The 17588-nt window shown below is 67.7% G+C and carries 14 protein-coding genes; 11 read left to right on the top strand and 3 right to left on the bottom strand.

Translation table 11 applies throughout. The features are described from left to right. The first annotated feature begins 216 nt into the window (after positions 1–216). Entirely contained in the window at positions 217–477 is a 261-nt protein-coding gene (locus ABDW59_RS01315; protein ID WP_343627545.1) for a hypothetical protein, read from the top strand. On the opposite strand, the gene ABDW59_RS01320 is transcribed toward ABDW59_RS01315, so the two are convergent. Beyond that, the gene (locus ABDW59_RS01320; RefSeq protein WP_343627547.1) at positions 478–1818 is read right to left on the bottom strand and encodes a dicarboxylate/amino acid:cation symporter; all 1341 of its coding nucleotides are present in this window, start codon (positions 1816–1818) and stop codon (positions 478–480) included. 215 nt (positions 1819–2033) lie between these two features. Beyond that, complete coding sequence (locus tag ABDW59_RS01325) at positions 2034–2390, bottom strand: acyl-CoA thioesterase (protein ID WP_343627726.1); 357 nt, start codon at positions 2388–2390, stop codon at positions 2034–2036. 175 nt (positions 2391–2565) lie between these two features. Here ABDW59_RS01325 and ABDW59_RS01330 point away from each other — a divergent pair, with 175 nt between their 5' ends. The 7 genes from ABDW59_RS01330 (at position 2566) to pyrC (ending at position 10286) form a co-directional block, all read left to right on the top strand. Then, positions 2566–4458 carry an ABC transporter ATP-binding protein/permease gene (locus tag ABDW59_RS01330; protein ID WP_343627549.1) on the top strand — a complete coding sequence of 631 codons (1893 nt, stop codon included), beginning with the start codon at positions 2566–2568 and terminating at the stop codon, positions 4456–4458. Positions 4459–4504: 46 nt separating this feature from the next. Then, positions 4505–5434 carry a LysR substrate-binding domain-containing protein gene (locus ABDW59_RS01335; protein ID WP_343627550.1) on the top strand — a complete coding sequence of 310 codons (930 nt, stop codon included), beginning with the start codon at positions 4505–4507 and terminating at the stop codon, positions 5432–5434. Between the two features lie 171 nt (positions 5435–5605). Beyond that, positions 5606–6499, top strand: coding sequence for an amino acid ABC transporter substrate-binding protein (locus ABDW59_RS01340; protein ID WP_343627551.1), 894 nt, complete (start codon positions 5606–5608; stop codon positions 6497–6499). Between the two features lie 147 nt (positions 6500–6646). Further along, positions 6647–7384 (top strand): amino acid ABC transporter permease, encoded by a 738-nt coding sequence (locus tag ABDW59_RS01345; RefSeq protein ID WP_343627553.1) that lies wholly within the window; start codon positions 6647–6649, stop codon positions 7382–7384. Position 7385: 1 nt separating this feature from the next. Next, positions 7386–8051, top strand: a complete 666-nt coding sequence (locus tag ABDW59_RS01350; protein ID WP_343627555.1) for an amino acid ABC transporter permease — start codon at positions 7386–7388, stop codon at positions 8049–8051. 13 nt (positions 8052–8064) lie between these two features. Further along, entirely contained in the window at positions 8065–8799 is a 735-nt protein-coding gene (locus ABDW59_RS01355) for an amino acid ABC transporter ATP-binding protein (protein WP_067061512.1), read from the top strand. 452 nt (positions 8800–9251) lie between these two features. Then, a complete protein-coding gene (pyrC, locus tag ABDW59_RS01360; protein WP_343627558.1) occupies positions 9252–10286 on the top strand; it encodes a dihydroorotase in 1035 nt (344 codons plus the stop codon). A gap of 92 nt (positions 10287–10378) precedes the next feature. Here the strand turns inward: pyrC and ABDW59_RS01365 are convergent, their stop codons facing one another. After that, positions 10379–13264: a TonB-dependent receptor gene (locus ABDW59_RS01365; RefSeq protein ID WP_343627559.1), complete on the bottom strand. Its 2886-nt coding sequence runs from the start codon at positions 13262–13264 to the stop codon at positions 10379–10381. Between the two features lie 249 nt (positions 13265–13513). Here ABDW59_RS01365 and ABDW59_RS01370 point away from each other — a divergent pair, with 249 nt between their 5' ends. The 3 genes from ABDW59_RS01370 to ABDW59_RS01380 all read left to right on the top strand — a co-directional run bounded on the left by ABDW59_RS01370 (position 13514) and on the right by ABDW59_RS01380 (position 17535). Next, positions 13514–14875 (top strand): cyanophycinase, encoded by a 1362-nt coding sequence (locus ABDW59_RS01370; protein ID WP_343627560.1) that lies wholly within the window; start codon positions 13514–13516, stop codon positions 14873–14875. A gap of 135 nt (positions 14876–15010) precedes the next feature. Next, entirely contained in the window at positions 15011–16549 is a 1539-nt protein-coding gene (locus tag ABDW59_RS01375; RefSeq protein WP_343627561.1) for a serine protease, read from the top strand. Beyond that, positions 16537–17535, top strand: a complete 999-nt coding sequence (locus tag ABDW59_RS01380; protein WP_343627562.1) for an FHA domain-containing protein — start codon at positions 16537–16539, stop codon at positions 17533–17535. The genes ABDW59_RS01375 and ABDW59_RS01380 overlap by 13 nt, the downstream gene beginning before the upstream one ends. The last annotated feature ends 53 nt before the right edge of the window (positions 17536–17588 follow it).

Below are 17588 nucleotides of genomic sequence, written 5' to 3' on the forward strand. Positions count from 1 at the left end.
GGCGCCGATGGCGCCCTTTTCTCATTGGGGCCGGGTCTTGCCTCGATCCGGTTGGCCGCCTCCGGATGAGCGGCGGATCACGTGAGCGTGCGCCTTCCAGCGATTCGCGTGAGCGGACTTCCTTGTTCTTGCGCCAGTGGACGCGGACGTCGCCATCCAGTTGGCGATCGAGGCAGGGATCATCGACAAGGACGGCAACCTGATGCCGGAGTACCAATGAACGACGGCGCACTGGTCATCGCCTATCACGGCTGCGATGTGACGGTTCGGGACCGTCTCATCCGCGGCACTTTGCGTCAGCTGTCGCCGTCGGCCAATCGATACGACTGGTTGGGAAGCGGCGTGTACTTTTTCGAAGGAGATGCCGAGCGGGCATTGGACTTCGCGACCACGTCGTGCGAGCGCGTCCATGAACGACAACGAGCCCCGCAGGGCTCGTCATTCATTCGGGCCCCGCGGGCCCGTCGCGCGTTCTGATCAGGCCGTCTCGGCCGGACCCGCGCTGCGCACCGGCAGGTCGTCCGGATCGATGTCGGTTCCCGCCAACGCGCGATCCAGCGCGTCGTGATCCAGCGCGTTCTCCCACTTCGACACCACGATGGTCGCGACCGCGTTGCCCACGAAGTTGGTCAGTGAGCGGCACTCCGACATGAAGCGGTCCACGCCCAGGATCAGCGCCATGCCGGCCACCGGCACTTCCGGCACCACCGACAGCGTCGCCGCCAGCGTGATGAAGCCCGCGCCCGTCACGCCTGCCGCCCCCTTGGAGCTCAGCATCGCCACCAGCAGCAGCGTGATCTGGTGACCCAGCGTCAGATCCGTGTTGGTCGCCTGCGCGATGAACAGCGCGGCCAGCGTCATGTAGATGTTGGTCCCGTCCAGGTTGAACGAGTAGCCCGTCGGCACCACGAGGCCAACCACCGTCTTCTCGCAGCCGGCCTTCTCCATCTTCTCCATCAGCGAGGGCAGCGCCGACTCCGACGAGGAGGTGCCCAGCACCAGCAGCAGCTCGGCCTTCAGGTAGCGGATCAGCTTGATCACCGAGAACCCGCAGAGCTTGGCCACGATGCCCAGCACCACCAGCACGAACAGCAGCGACGTCACGTAGAAGCTGCCCACCAGCATGCCCAGGTTGAGCAGCGAGGCCAGGCCGTACTTGCCGATGGTGAAAGCCATCGCGCCCAGCGCACCGATCGGTGCCGCCTTCATCAGGATGTGGACCATCCGGAACACCGGCGCGGTCAGCGACTCGAAGAAGGTCAGCACCGGCTTGCCGCGCTCGCCCACCAGCGCCAGCGACACGCCGAACAGCACCGCCACGAACAGCGTCTGCAGGATGTTGCCGTCCGCCAGCGCGCCGATCAGCGACTTCGGAATGATCTCCATCAGGAAGCCGACCAGGGTCAGGTCATGCGTCTTCTCGACGTAGCGGTGGACTTCCTTCTGGTCCAGGTCCGCGACGTTCACGTTCATGCCCGCGCCCGGCTGCACCACGTTCGCCACGATCAGGCCGACGATCAGCGCCAGCGTCGAGAAGAACAGGAAGTAGGCCATCGCCTTGCCGAACACCCGGCCGACGCGGCTCAGCTGCGTCATGCTCGCGATGCCGGTCACGATGGTCAGGAAGATCACCGGGGCGATGATCATCTTCACCAGCTTGATGAAGGCGTCGCCCAAGGGCTGCAGCGTGACGGCGAACTTGGGTTCGAAGTAGCCGAGCAGGATGCCGATCACGATCGCCACGATCACCTGCAGGTAGAGGTGGCGGTACCACGGCACGGACACGGCCGGCGTGGCGGGGGAGGAGGGGGTGAGCATGGCGTTGCGGCTCCGGGACGATGCGGGGTGCCCTCACTGCCGGCTGGCACAAGAGCGCAAGCAAATCAGTATCCCACCCACAAATTTGCAGTGGATGCGGGATCTACGTACAAACCCTGGTGGTATTGACCCTGGTCGCACACCCCGTCCACGGACCGCCATCCGGCACGCCTCTGGGGCGCCGGACCGTCACGGCCGGCACCCGCCACGATCGGTCAGGCCTGCTGCGCGAACGCGCGCGGCTTCCCCTCACGGTCGATGGCGACGTAGGTCAGCTTGGCTTCGGTGACCTTCACCACATGCGGGTTGGCCGGGTTGCGCTCGGCGAAGACCTCCACGTGGACGCTGATCGAGGTGCGGCCGATGCGGGTGACCTGGGCGTAGAAGCTCAGCAGGTCGCCGATGGACACCGGCTGCTTGAAGATGAATTCGTTCACCGCCACCGTGGCGACGCGGCCCCGCGAGATCCGCAGCGGCAGCACCGAGCCGGCCAGGTCGACCTGCGCCATGATCCAGCCGCCGAAGATGTCGCCGTTGCCGTTGGCATCGGCCGGCATCGGCATCACGCGCATCACCAGCTCGCGCGGACCGATGGTCTCGGGCGAGAGCGAGGAGGCGGTGGAGGTCGGCAGCGTGGCGGCGGCGGAGGGATTGGAGGCGGTGGAGTCGCTCATGATCGGCAAACGGTGACAATGGCCGGCATTGTCGTCCAGCACGCGCCAGAGCACACGACCCGTCTTCGAATCCATGCGCCGTTCCACCCTCGCGGGCACCACGCCCGCCGCCGCTTCCGTCCCCGCTTCCGACGCCTCGACCGGCGCCAGCGAGAAGCGCGGCGACTGGCAGACCATCGCCCGCTTGCTCCCCTATTTCTGGACCTACCGCTGGCGGGTCGGCATCGCGCTGGCCTTCATGATCGGCGCCAAGCTGGCCAATGTCGGCGTGCCGCTGCTGCTCAAGCAACTGGTCGACCGGCTGGACATTCCGGCCGGCAGCGCGCAGGCCCTGCTGGTCGTGCCGGTGGGCCTGCTGGTCGCCTACGGCGCGCTGCGCCTGTGCACCTCGCTTTTCACGGAGCTGCGCGAGCTGATCTTCGCCAAGGCCACGGAGGGCGCCTCGCGCAGCATCTCGCTGCAGGTCTTCCGCCACCTGCACGACCTCAGCCTGCGCTTCCACCTGGAGCGTCAGACCGGCGGCATGACCCGCGACATCGAGCGCGGCACGCGCGCGGTGCAGGCGCTGATCTCGTACTCGCTGTACAGCATCTTCCCGACGCTGGTCGAGGTGGTGTTGGTGCTGAGCCTGCTGGCGGTGAAGTTCGATGCGCTGTTCGCGTGGATCACCGGCGCGGCGCTGGTGTTCTACATCGGCTTCACGGTGATGGTCACCGAGTGGCGCACCAAGTTCCGCCGCCAGCTCAACGAGCTCGACTCCAAGGCTCACAGCAAGGCCATCGACTCGCTGCTGAACTACGAGACGGTGAAGTACTTCAACAACGAGGACTTCGAGGCCGCCCGCTACGACCAGAGCCTGGAGCAACTGCGCCGCGCGCAGCTCAAGGCGCAGCGCACGCTGTCTCTGCTCAACAGCGGGCAGCAGCTGATCATCGCGACGGCGCTGGTGGCCATGCTCTGGCGCGCGACGCAGGGCGTGGTCGACGGGCGCATGAGCCTGGGCGACCTGGTCATGATCAACGCCTTCATGATCCAGCTCTACATCCCGCTGAACTTCCTGGGCGTCATCTACCGCGAAATCAAGCAGAGCCTGACCGACCTGGACAAGATGTTCGGCTTGCTCGCCCGCGAGCGCGAGGTCGCCGACACGCCCGGCGCGCGGCCGCTGCAGGTCGCCGGCGCCGCGGTGCGTTTCGACGACGTGCACTTTGCCTACGAGCCGCAGCGGCCTATCCTCAAGGGCGTGAGCCTGGAGATCCCGGCGGGGAAGAAGGTCGCGGTCGTGGGGCCGAGCGGCTCGGGCAAGAGCACGCTGGCGCGGTTGCTGTACCGCTTCTATGACGTGGGCTCGGGCCGCGTGGAGATCGACGGCCAGCCGCTCACCGCGGTGACGCAGCACAGCCTGCGGCGCGCGATCGGCATCGTTCCGCAGGACACGGTGCTGTTCAACGACACGATCGCCTACAACATCGCCTACGGCCGGCCCGAGGCCAGCACCGACGAGATCGAGGCCGCCGCGAAGTCGGCCCACATCCACGACTTCATCCTCAGCCTGCCGCAGGGCTACCAGACCATGGTGGGCGAGCGCGGGCTCAAGCTCTCCGGCGGCGAGAAGCAGCGCGTGGCCATCGCGCGCACGCTGCTCAAGGATCCGCCTATCCTGATCTTCGACGAGGCCACCTCGGCGCTGGACTCGCGCAACGAGCGCGCCATCCAGGCGGAGCTCGAGGCCGCCGCGCGTGACAAGACGGTGCTGGTGATCGCGCACCGGCTCTCGACCGTGGTCGACGCGCACGAGATCCTGGTGATGGAGCAGGGCCGCATCATCGAGCGCGGCACGCATGGCGCGCTGCTCGCTCGGCGCGGGCGCTACGCGCAGATGTGGGCGCTGCAGCAGGACGGCGCGCGCGAGGCCGACCCGGCATCCCGCTCCGAGGCGCAGGAACTTCCGCCGGCGGGCGTCTAGTCCCCGCGCGCCGCCTGCAAACCGGGCAGGGCTACACTCCCGGCCCGTGGAAACCAAATGGCTTGAAGACTTCGTGAGCCTGGCGGAGACGCGCAGCTTCTCCCGCTCGGCCCAACTGCGGCATGTCACGCAACCGGCGTTCTCGCGGCGCATCCAGGCGCTGGAGGCCTGGGCGGGCGTGGACCTGGTGGACCGCTCGTCCTACCCGACCCGGCTGACCGCCGCCGGCGAGACGCTGCTGGGCCAGGCCGTGGACCTGCTGGGCAACCTGCAGGCCACGCGGAACATGCTGCGCAGCCACCAGTCGGCGGGGCAGGACATGATCGAGTTCGCGGTCCCGCACTCGCTCTCGTTCAGCTTCTTCCCGCATTGGCTGATGGAGCTGCGCCAGCGCTTCGGCGAAGTGAAATGCCGGCTCAACGCGCTCAACGTCCACGACGCGACGCTGCAGCTCAGCGAGGGCAACTGCGACCTGCTGGTCGTCTATCACCATCCCAGCCAGCCGCTGCAACTCGATCCCGAGCGCTATGAATCGGTCTCGCTCGGCCACGAGACGCTGGCCGCCTATGCGAAAGCTGACACAACCGGCGCGCCGATGTTCCGGATTTCCGGACACCCGGGCCACAAGATCCCCTTCCTGAGCTACGCGTCGGGCGCGTATCTCGGGCGATTGGTGGAGCTGATCGTCAAGGACTCGGCCCAGCCGCTGAATCTGGAATCCGTCTTCGAGACCGACATGGCCGAGAGCCTCAAGGCCATGGCCATGGAAGGCCACGGGCTGGCCTTCCTGCCCGCCTCCTCGGTGAAGAAGGAAGTCAAGGCGCGGCGCCTGGTCCGCGCCGCCGAGCCGGGGCAGTACGAGCTCAACATGGAGCTGCGCATGTACCGCGAGCGCCAGGGCGCCACGCGGCGTGTGAAACCGGTGGCTCAGGCGCTCTGGAATTTCCTGACTGATGCCGACGCCGATCGGGCATGAAACCTGCATGTGTAAGCCACGCAACAGACAGAGATGCGTGATACTCCCTACCCAGCAAAGCAGCCGCTCATGGTCTGCTTCGCCGGTTGAACGGCACCCGTTCGCACTCTCTCGAATCGTTTGGGATTCGCTTCGAATCCGCTTTTTGAATCCGAACAAGCAGGAGCATCTATGAAGAAGGCATTGCTGGTCTTGGCCCTGGGCACGGCGCTGGTCGGCGTGGCGCAGGCCGACACGCTCAAGAAGATCAAGGACACCGGCTCCGTGACCATGGGCGTGCGCGAGTCCTCGGGCGCGCTGTCCTATACGCTGGGCGACGGCAAGTACGTCGGCTACCACGTCGAGATCTGCCAGCGCGTGCTGGGCGACGTGCAGAAGCAGCTGGGCCTGTCCAAGCTGGACATCAAGTACCTGCCGGTGACCTCGCAGAACCGCGTTCCGCTGGTGCAGAACGGCACGGTGGACATCGAGTGCGGCTCGACCACGAACAACGCCACCCGCGGCAAGGACGTGGCCTTCGCCGTCACGACCTACGTCGAGGAAGTGCGCATCGCCGTGAAGGCCAACTCGGGCATCACCTCGATCGCCCAGCTCAACGGCAAGACCGTGGCCACGACCACCGGCACGACGTCCGTGCAGCTGCTGCGCAAGCATGAGCGCGCCAACGGCGTCGACTTCAAGGAAGTCCTTGGCAAGGACCACGCCGACAGCTTCCTGCTGCTGGAATCGGGCCGTGCCGACGCCTTCGTGATGGACGGCCAGATCCTGGCCGGCAACATCGCCAAGTCGCGCAACCCGGCGGACTTCAAGATCGTCGGCGAAGTGCTGTCGGTCGAGCCCATCGCCATCATGATCCGCAAGGACGACCCGGCCTTCAAGAAGGCCGTGGACGACAGCATCAAGGCGATGATGAAGTCCGGCGAGATCGCCAAGCTCTACGACAAGTGGTTCATCCAGCCGATCCCGCCGACCAACACCAAGGTCGGCCTGCCGGCGACGGAAGCCACCAAGAACGCTTGGGCGAACCCGAACGACAAGCCGGTCGAGGAATACGCGAAGAAGTGATCGCGATGACCTGAGCGCAAGGCGCCCCGCGGGGCGCCTTGTCGCAAAGGCCGCATGATCGCGCGAAGCCTCCCTTCGTGGAGGCCTCGCGCACCGGGGGGCCGCGGCGCATGAGGCGGCCCTTTGCATTGATGGATGGAGCCCGCCATGGCAAGTTGGGACTGGCAGCTGTACTGCACAGACATGGTGACCGAGGAGGTCGCGCCGAAGTGTTTCGGCGCCCCCGGTTATGAGACGTACCTGGACGCGATGGTCCACGCCTGGGGCTGGACGATGACCGTCTCGGTGCTGGGCCTGCTGGTGGCGCTGGTCGCCGGCTCGCTGATCGGCGTGCTGCGCACGGTGCCGAACAAGAAGCTCGCGATGTTCGGCGAGGCATGGACGGAGCTCTTCCGCAACATCCCGCTGATCGTCCAGCTCTTCCTCTGGTACCACGTGATCCCGCGCCTGGTGCCGGCGTTGGCCAGCGTGCCGCCGTCGGTGCTGGTGATCGTCGCCATCGGCCTGTTCACCTCGGCGCGTATCGCCGAGCAGGTCAAGGCGGGCATCCTGACGCTGCCCAAGGGTCAGCGCTACGCGGGTCAGGCGCTGGGCCTGACGCTGCCGCAGACCTACCGTCACGTGCTGTTGCCGATGGCCTTCCGCATCGTCATCCCGCCGCTGACCAGCGAGAGCATGAACATCGTCAAGAACTCGGCGGTGGCCTTCGCGGTGAGCATTCCCGACCTGGCGCAATTCGCGCAGCAGGCGTCGGAGCAGTCCAGCTTCGTGCAGATCTTCCTGCCGGTGACGCTGCTGTACTTCATCTCGGCCTATGCGATCAACCGCGTCGCCAAGCTGATCGAGATCTGGGTGCGCGTGCCCGGCATCCTGGGGGCCAAGTGACATGACGCAGCTCGATTTCTCGTTCCTGACCTGGGACGTGCTCTCGGCCTTCGTGGCCAAGGGCCTGTGGTTCTCCATCCAGCTGACCTTCTCCGCCATGGTCGGCGGCATCCTGCTGGGCACGGTGCTGGCGCTGATGCGCCTGTCCGGCAAGTGGTGGCTGGAGAAACCGGCGGCGATCTACGTGGACACGCTGCGCTCGATCCCGCTGGTGATGGTGATCCTGTGGTTCTTCCTGCTGATCCCCTACGTGATGGGCCCGCTGGGCGCGGAGAAGACGGCGCTGATCACCTTCACGCTGTTCGAGGCCACGTACTACTCGGAGATCATGCGCGCCGGCATCCAGTCGGTGTCCAAGGGCCAGGTCTTCGCGGGCCAGGCGCTGGGCATGAGCTACCGGCAGACCATGGGTCTGGTGGTGCTGCCGCAAGCCTTCCGCAACATGCTGCCCGTGCTGCTGACGCAGACCATCGTGCTGTTCCAGGACACCTCGCTGGTCTACGCGATCGGCGCCTACGACCTGCTCAAGGGCTTCGAGGTCGCGGGCAAGAACTTCAACCGGCCGATGGAGACCTATCTGGTCGCCGCCGCCGTCTACTTCGTCATCTGCTTCTCGCTGTCCATGCTGGTCCGCCGGCTGCAGAAGAAGATCGCCATCATTCGCTGAGGGGTTGCAAGCCATGATCGACATCAAGAACGTTTCCAAGTGGTACGGCCCCTTCCAGGTCCTGACCGACTGCACGACGACCATCAAGAAGGGCGAAGTGGTGGTGGTCTGCGGCCCGTCGGGCTCGGGCAAGTCCACGCTGATCAAGACCGTCAACGCGCTGGAGCCCATCCAGGCCGGCGACATCGTGGTGGACGGCACCTCGCTGACGGATCCCAAGACCAACCTGCCCAAACTGCGCTCGCGCGTGGGCATGGTGTTCCAGCATTTCGAGCTCTTCCCGCATCTGTCGGTGACGGAGAACCTGACGCTGGCGCAGGTCAAGGTGCTGGGCCGCAAGCAGGACGACGCCAAGGCGCGCGGCTTGAAGATGCTGGACCGCGTCGGCCTGATGGCCCACAAGGACAAGTTCCCGGGCCAGCTGTCCGGCGGCCAGCAGCAGCGCGTGGCGATTGCGCGCGCGCTGTCGATGGACCCCATCGTGATGCTCTTCGACGAGCCGACCTCGGCGCTGGACCCGGAGATGGTCGGCGAGGTGCTGGACGTGATGGTGCAGCTGGCCAACGAGGGGATGACCATGATGTGCGTGACGCACGAAATGGGCTTCGCCAAGAAGGTCAGCAACCGGGTGATCTTCATGGACGCCGGCAAGATCGTCGAGGACTGCACCAAGGACGAGTTCTTCGGCAAGCCGGAAGAGCGCTCGCCGCGCGCCAAGGACTTCCTGGCGAAGATCCTGCAGCATTGATTCGCTGATCTGCCGACCTGCTGATTCGACGATCCGCCGACGCCGCGCGCGTCGCGATGAAAGGCCCGCTCCGCAAGGTGCGGGCCTTTTTGCTTTCGCCGTCAATCCCCCGCGGGGACAGGCGTTGCCCCACCACACGAATCGACGATCAGAACGCCCTTTCCAAGTCAGTGACCTCGCGAACCGGGCGGCGAAGAATGACGGTCTTCGCGATGAGACCCGCACGGGAGGTGTGTGGCGAGTCGCACGAGCGTCGAGGTCAAAAGTGCGGGAATCCGCCGAATGACCTTCGCGACACGATCGTCGAGTGGTCCGGAGGTGGATGGAGATGAGCAACACGCTGCGGGCGGCGGCACAGGCGCCGGCCAAACCGTCGGTGACCACGAGGGGGGCTGCACCGCCCGCGGCGAGCGCCCCTGCGCTCGCTGGCGCGGGTGCGACAATCCCGCCCCATGAGCGACATCCTTGACCTGATCCGTCCCGACGACTGGCACGTGCACCTGCGCGACGGCGCCGCGCTGCAGAGCGTCGTCCCTTACACCGCGCGCCAATTCGCCCGCGCGATCGCGATGCCCAACCTCAAGCCGCCGATCACGACGGCCGAGCAGGCCCTGGCCTATCGCCAGCGCATCCTGGCCGCGGTGCCTGCGGGCGTCGATTTCGAGCCGCTGATGACGCTCTATCTGACGGACCGCACCACGCCCGACGAGATCGCCGCCGCCAAGGCCGCCGGCGTGGTCGCGCTCAAGCTGTATCCGGCCGGCGCGACGACCAACAGCGATGCCGGCGTGACTGACATCCGCAAGACCTATGCGACGCTGGAGGCCATGCAGAAGGCCGGTCTGCTGTTGCTGGTGCACGGCGAGGTCACCGATGGCGACGTCGACGTCTTCGACCGCGAGGCCTTCTTCATCGACCGCGTGATGACGCCGCTGCGCAAGGACTTCCCGGAGCTCAAGGTCGTCTTCGAGCACATCACGACCAAGGAAGCCGCCCAGTACGTCACCGACGCCGACCGCTTCACCGGCGCGACGGTCACTCCGCAGCACTTGCTCTACAACCGCAACGCCATCTTCATGGGCGGGCTGCGTCCGCATTACTACTGCCTGCCGGTGCTCAAGCGCGAGGAGCATCGCCTGGCGCTCATCCAGGCCGCGACCTCGGGCAGCCCGAAATTCTTCCTCGGCACCGACAGTGCGCCGCATGCCTCGGTGATGAAGGAGAACTCGGTCTGCGGCGCGGGCTGCTTCACCGCGCTGTCCGCGATCGAGCTCTACGCCGAGGCTTTCGAAGCCGCTGGCGCGCTGGACAAGCTCGAGGCCTTCGCCAGCTTCCACGGCGCGGACTTCTACGGTCTGCCGCGCAACACCTCGCGCATCACGCTGCGCAAGACCGACTGGACCCTGCCCGAGTCCGTCCCCTTCGGCGAGGCCGCCCAGCTCAAGCCGCTGCGCGGCGGCGAAGTGATGTCCTGGAAGATGGACTGATCCATCGCTGATCCCGCTCCGAAGGCCCGCGCAAGCGGGCCTTCCGCATTGGGGCCTCATTGCAGGCGCATCGCAGCCTCATTGGCGCCGGCTCACTTGAACCGGTACTGCGCCGACAGGTAGAAGAAGCGTCCCCGCGGATCGGTATAGCTCGGGTCATAGCCCGAGATGAAGAAGTAGGCCTGATTGGAGAACGGCGGCGCCGTGTTGAACAGGTTCTTCACCCCCGCCCGCACGGTCAGCGCGGACGTCGCCTCCCAGCCGCCGGACAGGTCCCACAGCGAGTAGGCCTTGACCCGATTCTTGGACACGATGGACCCGGTGTTGGTGTCGATGGCCGAGTTCTGATCGTCGTAGCCGCTGTAGAAAGTGTTGGCCAGGTTGACGCTCCAGTCCCCGCGCGTCCAGTCCAGATTCAGCCGATGCCGCCAGCGCTGCACCACGCCGTCGGTGACGAAGCGCCCGAGGTTGCTGATGTAGGGATCGCCATTGCCGGTCTGCTTCTTGGAGCTCAGCGTCAGCGTCCCCACCAGCTTCGCGCTGAAGCGGCCCCAGCTCGTCGCCGGCGAGCGCAGCTGCAGCGTCATGTCCAGCCCGGAGGCCTTCTGCTTGCCGCGGTTCTCCTTGTGCAGCTCGATGTAGCAGATGTCCGAGTCGTCCGGGTCGTAGTCGCAACCCGGCAGGCCTTCATCCTGGTTGTAGCGGTGCACCAGCGAGCCGTACTTGGCCAGGTTGGCCAGGATCACGTCGTCGCCGATGGTGCTGATCAGGTCGCGCTTCTCGATGGTCCAGTAATCGAGCCCGACGCTGATCTCGGGCGTCGGATCCGCGAGCACGCCGATGGAGAACTGCTTGGACTTCTCCGGCTTCAGATTCGGGTTCGAGTAGGTCCGCGTCTCCCAGTTGTTGGCGCAGAAGCCCAGGTCGTTGTACTGGCTCATGCAGACCGGGTCGGGCAGGGTGGCGGTCTCGCTGACCTTGATCGCGCGGTACAGGTCGTCCATCGACGGCGCGCGGAAGCCCGTGCCCGCCGAGGCGCGGAAAGTCAGGTTCTGCAAGGGCGCGTAGCGAAGGCCGATCTTGGGATTCGTCGTCGATCCGATCTTCTGGTAATGGTCGTGGCGCAGCGCGAGCTGCAACTCCCATTCCTTGCTGAGCGGCGCCAGCAGCTCCCCGTAAGCCGCCCAGATCTTGCGCGAGTTGTCGCGGAACTGCGCATCGCCCGGGTTGCTGTCGCCGAGGATGTTGTCCGACACCAGCAGATCGCTCGCGCCCGAGGAGGCCTGCTCTCGCCTCAGCTCGGCGCCGACCGCGATCGCCAGGTCGCCGCCCGCCAGCTTCATCAGCGAGCGCGAGGCCTTCACGTCGAAGCTGTCCATGGTGCCGCGCGCGTGCCGGACCTCCTGGTTGATGTTGTTGTCGCGCAGGAACTGCAGTCCGGCGGCGCTCGACGGGCCGAAGGGATTGAGCAGGCCGTCGGCGTAGGCCTGCAGCGTCTCCTCATAGGGCAGGTAGCCGCGTACGTCGCGGTCGGACACGCGATTCACGCTGTGGTTGTAGCCCCAGTCGTAATCCCAGCTGCCGATCGTGCCGGTCATGCCCACCACGATGCGGCTGCCGGTGCTGATCAGCTCGCTGGCGCGCGGCCCGGCCTCGAGCATGCGGGTGCGCACGGTGATGAGCCGGTCGTCGGGCAGCGCGTCGCCCAGGCCGGTCGCGGCCAAGGCCGGGATCAGCGACACGTCCAGGTCCGCATCGATGCGGTTGCTGGTGCCGACGTACCAGCTCTTGCTGCGCGTGTAGGAAGCCTCGACGAAGGCCTGGTGCTGATCGTTGATCTTGAACACGCCGCGACCCAGGAAGCTGCCCTTGTCCGTCTTCGGATAGAGCTCCAGATCGCGCATGTAGTCGTAGGTGCAGCCGTCGACGCCGCCGATGCCCGCCGGCAGATAGAGCGTGTGCGGCGCCTGGCATTGCGGAATGCTCAGGTTGATCTGGCGCGAGCTGATGGTCTTGCCGTTGAGCGTGAAGCCGTTGGCCGGGTCGGACAGATAGTCGAACTGGTCGCCGCTCAGCCGGATGTTGCCGGGGAAGCCGGCCGAGGACAGCAGATGCGGCAGCCGCTCCGGGATGCGCAGGTCGTCGATGAACTTGCGCTGCGAGGTCCGCAGCGATCCGGTGCGCTGGAAGTCCAGCACGCCCATCACATTGAAGCCGTCGCGGTCGATGTCGCCGTGACCGGCGGCGATGGACGCTGTGCGCTTGCTGGCGCCGCCTTCGTCGGTGACGCCGCCGTAGACGTCCAGCTGCAGGCCCTGATAGTCCTTGCGGGTGATGAAGTTGACGACCCCGCCGATCGCGTCCGTTCCGTAGATCGCGGAGGCGCCGTCCAGCAGCACCTCGACGCGCTCGATCGCCGCGGCGGGAATGTTGTTGAGGTCGACGCCGTTGTCGTCGCCGGGCGACGCGAAGTTGGCCAGGCGCCGGCCGTTGAGCAGCACCAGCGTGGACGAGGTCCCGAGCCCGCGCAGGTTGGCCGAGTTGAAGCCCATCTGGTCCTTGAAGCCGCCGGTGCCGATGCTCACGCCGTCGGTGAGCGCATTGCTCATCGCGGACACGGTGGCCATCAGCTCGGCGGCCGTCGTCACGCCGGCCTTGACGATGTCGTTGCGGGTCAGCGTCTGCACGGGCAGGGCGCCTTCGCCCGCGAGCCGCTTGATCGCCGAGCCGGTCACCTGCACCCGCTGCAGCTGCTGCGGGCGCTGGCCCTGGGCCGATGAGGCCGCGTCGTCCGGCGCTTGCGGCGCCTGCTGCGCTCGGACGTCCAGCCAGGCCCCGCCCAGCGCGCCGGCGATGGCCAGGACGCAGGCCAGTCCCACGGCGTGCCGGCGCGGCGGCCGGGCGCTGAGTCGACCGGACTCGGCACTGGAAGCGGGAACGACACGGAACGCGCGCACGGCGCGAAGGCGTACGGACATGGCGGAACTCCCTGTGGCCGATGCGACGGCGATGGCGATGGCTCTGTCGGGCCAGTCTAGGGAGAGTGGCGTTACCCGCGTTACAGGGTGCGCCCCGAGCACAGTCGCGACGATGCAACTGCCTGTGACTTCCGGTCACCCGTTGGCGGGTGGCTGCGGCTATCGTTTGGCGCTGCCTTCCCCCGGTTCAGGTGCAACGGGTCCACCACGTTCTGCGATGCCGCGGCTGCGCGGCCAGAGGCCAACACGATGATCGACCGACGTTTTTCTCGCCGCGCGCTGGGCGCCTTGCTGCTGAGCTGCGCGGGCTTGGCCGCCGCGGCCACGCCGACACCCCCCGCGAAGGCAACGCCTGTCCCCCCGACGGATGTCCCCATAAAAGGCCACGCGATGGCCATCGGCGGCGCGCTCAAGTCGGACAACGACGAGGTGTGGAACCGCCTGGTCGCATTGGCGGGCGGCAAGGGCGCGCGCTTTGTGGTCTTCGGCACCGCCGCCGAGGATCCGGAGGCCAGCGCCAAGCAGGTCGTCGACCAGCTGCAGCGCCGCGGCGCGATCGCCGAGGCGCTGCCGGTGGCGCCGCGCTTCTCCTGGGTTGACCTGAGCAAGGTGGTGCGCGATCCCGCGCTGATCGCCAAGGTGCGCGCCGCCAAGGGGGTGTTCTTCACCGGAGGCTCTCAGGAGCGCATCGTCGACGTGCTCTATCCCGGCGGCCACACCACGCCCATGCTGGACGCGATCTGGGAGGTCTATCGCAAGGGCGGCGTCGTCGCGGGGACCTCGGCCGGCGCGGCCATCATGAGCACGGTCATGTTCCGCGACGCGCCCAGCGTCATCAGCATCCTCAAGGGCCAGTGGGAGGAGGGCAAGCAGATCGATCGCGGGCTGGGCTTCGTCGGACCGACGCTGTTCGTGGACCAGCATTTCCTCAAGCGCGGCCGCTTCGGTCGCATGGTGCCGCTGATGCTGGCCAAGGGCTACCGCCTGGGCCTGGGCGTGGACGAGAACTCCGCCGCGGTGATCCGCGGCGACGAGGTGGAGATCCTCGGCCACAAGGGCGCGCTGCTGGTGGACCTGGGCGAAGCCGTCAGCGATCGCGCGCTGGGCGTGTTCAATCTCAAGGGCGCCAAGCTCACTTATCTCGATCACGGGGATCGGCTGAACCTGGCCACGCGCGCGGTGACGCCGTCGGCGGTGAAGCTGCGCGGCCAGCGGCTGGAGCCCGGGGCGGCCGACTACAAGCCTTACTACACGCTGCCGCAGTTCTACACGGACATGCTGGGCGACTCGACCATCTCGACGGCGATGTCCATCCTGATCGACAGCGTGCAGCCCGAGGTCCGCGGTCTGAGCTTCGAGGCCGCGCCCAAGCCCGGCGACACCCTGGCGGACCTGGGCTTCCTGTTCCGGCTCTACAAGGGGCCGGGCAGCATCGGCTGGAGCACCGACGAGCTGGGCCCGGAGGACTACACCGTGGTCAATCTCTACCTGGACGTCACGCCGGTGCGCATGCCCATGCCGCTGTTCGGTGCCTGGCCCGGCGAGCGCCGACCCAAGCGCGATGCGCCGCCCGAGGAGCCGCCGGCCGGCGAACGCCCGCAACAGCCCTGAGCGCGCGCGGCCTCAAAGCCGCTAGCATGCGACCTCGGGCCGCGGCCCTGGACGGCGGGATCGACAGCGGGACACCGGGTACCGGACCTGCCCCAGGTGTCGCCGACCCTCACGTCGTTTCGGGAGTCTGCTTCCTTGTCGCCATCCCTTTCATCCCTTGCGCGCGGCGCCGGGGCCGGCTTGCTGCTGATCGCGGCGCTGGCCCAGGCAGTCGTCGCGCAACCGCGTCCCGCCGCGGCGGGCTCGGCGCCCGCGGCGCCGGCTCCCATCGCTCCGGCAAAACCTGGCACCACCGCGACCACGGCGACCGGGGCGCCGATCGCGCCGGCCGCCCCGGTCGCTCCCCGCGCGCAGCCGCAAGGCCCCGGCACGCCGCCGGGCCCGCCGCGCGGCGCGGAAGTCCCCGGTCTGCCGGCCGTCGCGGCCAGCCAACCGCAGGCGGCGGTGCCGGTGTCGGCCAGCGCACGCCGGCTCTACGACCGCAGCCGCGCGCAGCTGCTGCAGGTGCGCACGCTGTTCAACGGCAGTCAGGCCTCGGTGGGCTCGGGCTTCGTCGTCACCGGCGAGGGCCACGTCATCACGAATTACCACGTCGTCAGCCAGCACGCGCTGGAGCCCGAGCGCTACCGCTTGCAGTACCAGACGCCCGAGGGCGACGGCGGCGACCTGGAGCTGCTGGATTTCGACGCGCGGCGCGACCTGGCGCTGCTGCGCATCGTCGGCAAGACGCCGGTGGCGGCGCGCATGACGGCGTCGCCGCTGGCCTTCCGCAAGGCCGATCAGCCGCTGGCCAAGGGCGAGCGCATCTACTCGATGGGCAACCCGCATGACGTTGCCTTCGCCGTCGTCGAGGGCACCTACAACGGCCTGGTGGAGCGCAGCTTCGATCCGCTGATCTACTACTCCGGCTCCATCAATCCGGGCATGAGCGGCGGCCCGGTCCTGGACGAGGACGGCGAGATCGTCGGCATCAACGTGTCGACGATGATCTTCGCGCAGCAGATGAGCTTCCTGGTGCCGGCGCAGTACGCCAACGCGCTGCTGCAACGCAGCCGCCAGGCCTCCCCGATGAAGGGCGCCGCCTGGCCTCGGCTGCGCGAGCAGCTGATGGCCTATCAGGAGGAGCTCTCGCGCAACTTCCTGGCCCAGCCCTGGCGCACGCTCTCGCACCCGCGCTACCGCCTCCCCATCCCGCAGGAGCAGTACATGCGCTGCTGGGGCAGCGGCTCGCCGACGGATTCGCAAGGGCTGCAGATGCAGCGCACGCAATGCCGGATGGAGCATGCGCTGTTCATCAACGAGACCTTGCAGACCGGCTACTTCGGCGTGACCGAGGAGGTCTACGACGGCAGCAAGCTGGGCCCGATCCGCTTCGCCAACATCTACACGGCGAGCTTCCGCAACGAGCGGCTCGGCGGCCCCGACAAGGACCGCACCGCCCCCTACTGCAAGGAGGACTTCGTCCAGCAGCCCGACGGTCCGCCGCTGCGCGCGGTGGCTTGCCTGCGCGCCTACCGCAAGCTCGACGGCCTGGTCGACCTGACGGTGCTGGTGACCAATGTGGACTCGTCCACCGAGGGCGCCCTGGGCCGCTTCGACGCCCGCGGCGTCAGCTTCGCGAACGCCACCAAGCTGACGCGTCATTACCTGCAAGGATTCGCATGGACGCGGTGATCGAGATCGTCGACCGGGACGGCCACTGCCGGGAGACCCACAAGATCCGCGCCTGGCCGCTGCGCATCGGTCGCGCGCCGGAGAGCGATCTGGTGCTCTCCGACCCGCATGTCGCGGGCACGCACGCACTGCTGCATTGGGACGAGGAAGCCGGCGGCGCGCCGCGGCTGCAGCTGCTCCCCAGTCGCAACGGCGGCTGGCTGGACGGACGCCGGCTCGATGCCGACGCAAGCACGGTCTGGCCCGCGGCGTCGACGCTGCAGCTGGGCACGACGCGGCTGCGGCTGCGCACCTCGCTGGACCCGCTGCCCGACGAGCAGCCGCTGAACCGCGCCGATGAGCCGGTGCGCCGCGAGGCGCGACCCGCGTGGGCCTTGCCGGCGCTGCTGGCCGTGTGGCTGCTGACGCTGTGGGCGACCAACTGGGCCTCGGGCGACGGCTCGGCCTCCTGGGTGGACACGGTCAGCGCGATCCTCGCGCCGCTGGGGCTGGTGCTGGTCTGGGCGGGGCTGTGGGCACTGGTGACGCAGGTCTTCCGGCACTGGTTCGCCTTCGGCGCTCATCTGTGGCGGGCGCTGGTGGCGACCGTGGCGCTGCAGCTGCTGGAGATCGGCGTGCCGTTGGCGGCCTATGCATTCAACCTGCCGCGGCTGCAGGCGCTCGAGACGCTGGCCATGTCGGCCGGCGCCGCGCTGCTGCTGTGGTGGCATGCCTCGGTGGTGTGGCCGCGCGCGTCGCGGCGGCTGGGCGTGGGCATCGCGGCGATGGCCATCGTCGGCCTGGTGCTGACCGTGGGCCGGCGCAGCGAGCAGCAGTACTGGATCGGTCCCAACTACATGGCGACCTTGCCGCCGCCGGCGTTGCGCGTCGCCTCGCCCAAGACGGTCGACGACTTCGTCGACGGACTGCAGGCGCTGGAAGCGCCGCTGAAGCAGCAGGCCAAGAAGCGCAACGAGCAGGACGTCAGCAGCGGCGACGACGAGTGACGGATGAGCGGTCGCCGCGGCGACCGCTCATCGGATGCTTGCGCTGACCCTGG

Origin of the sequence: Roseateles sp. (assembly GCF_039595295.1) — a bacterium.
In the GTDB taxonomy this organism is placed as follows: Bacteria; Pseudomonadota; Gammaproteobacteria; order Burkholderiales; family Burkholderiaceae_C; genus Roseateles.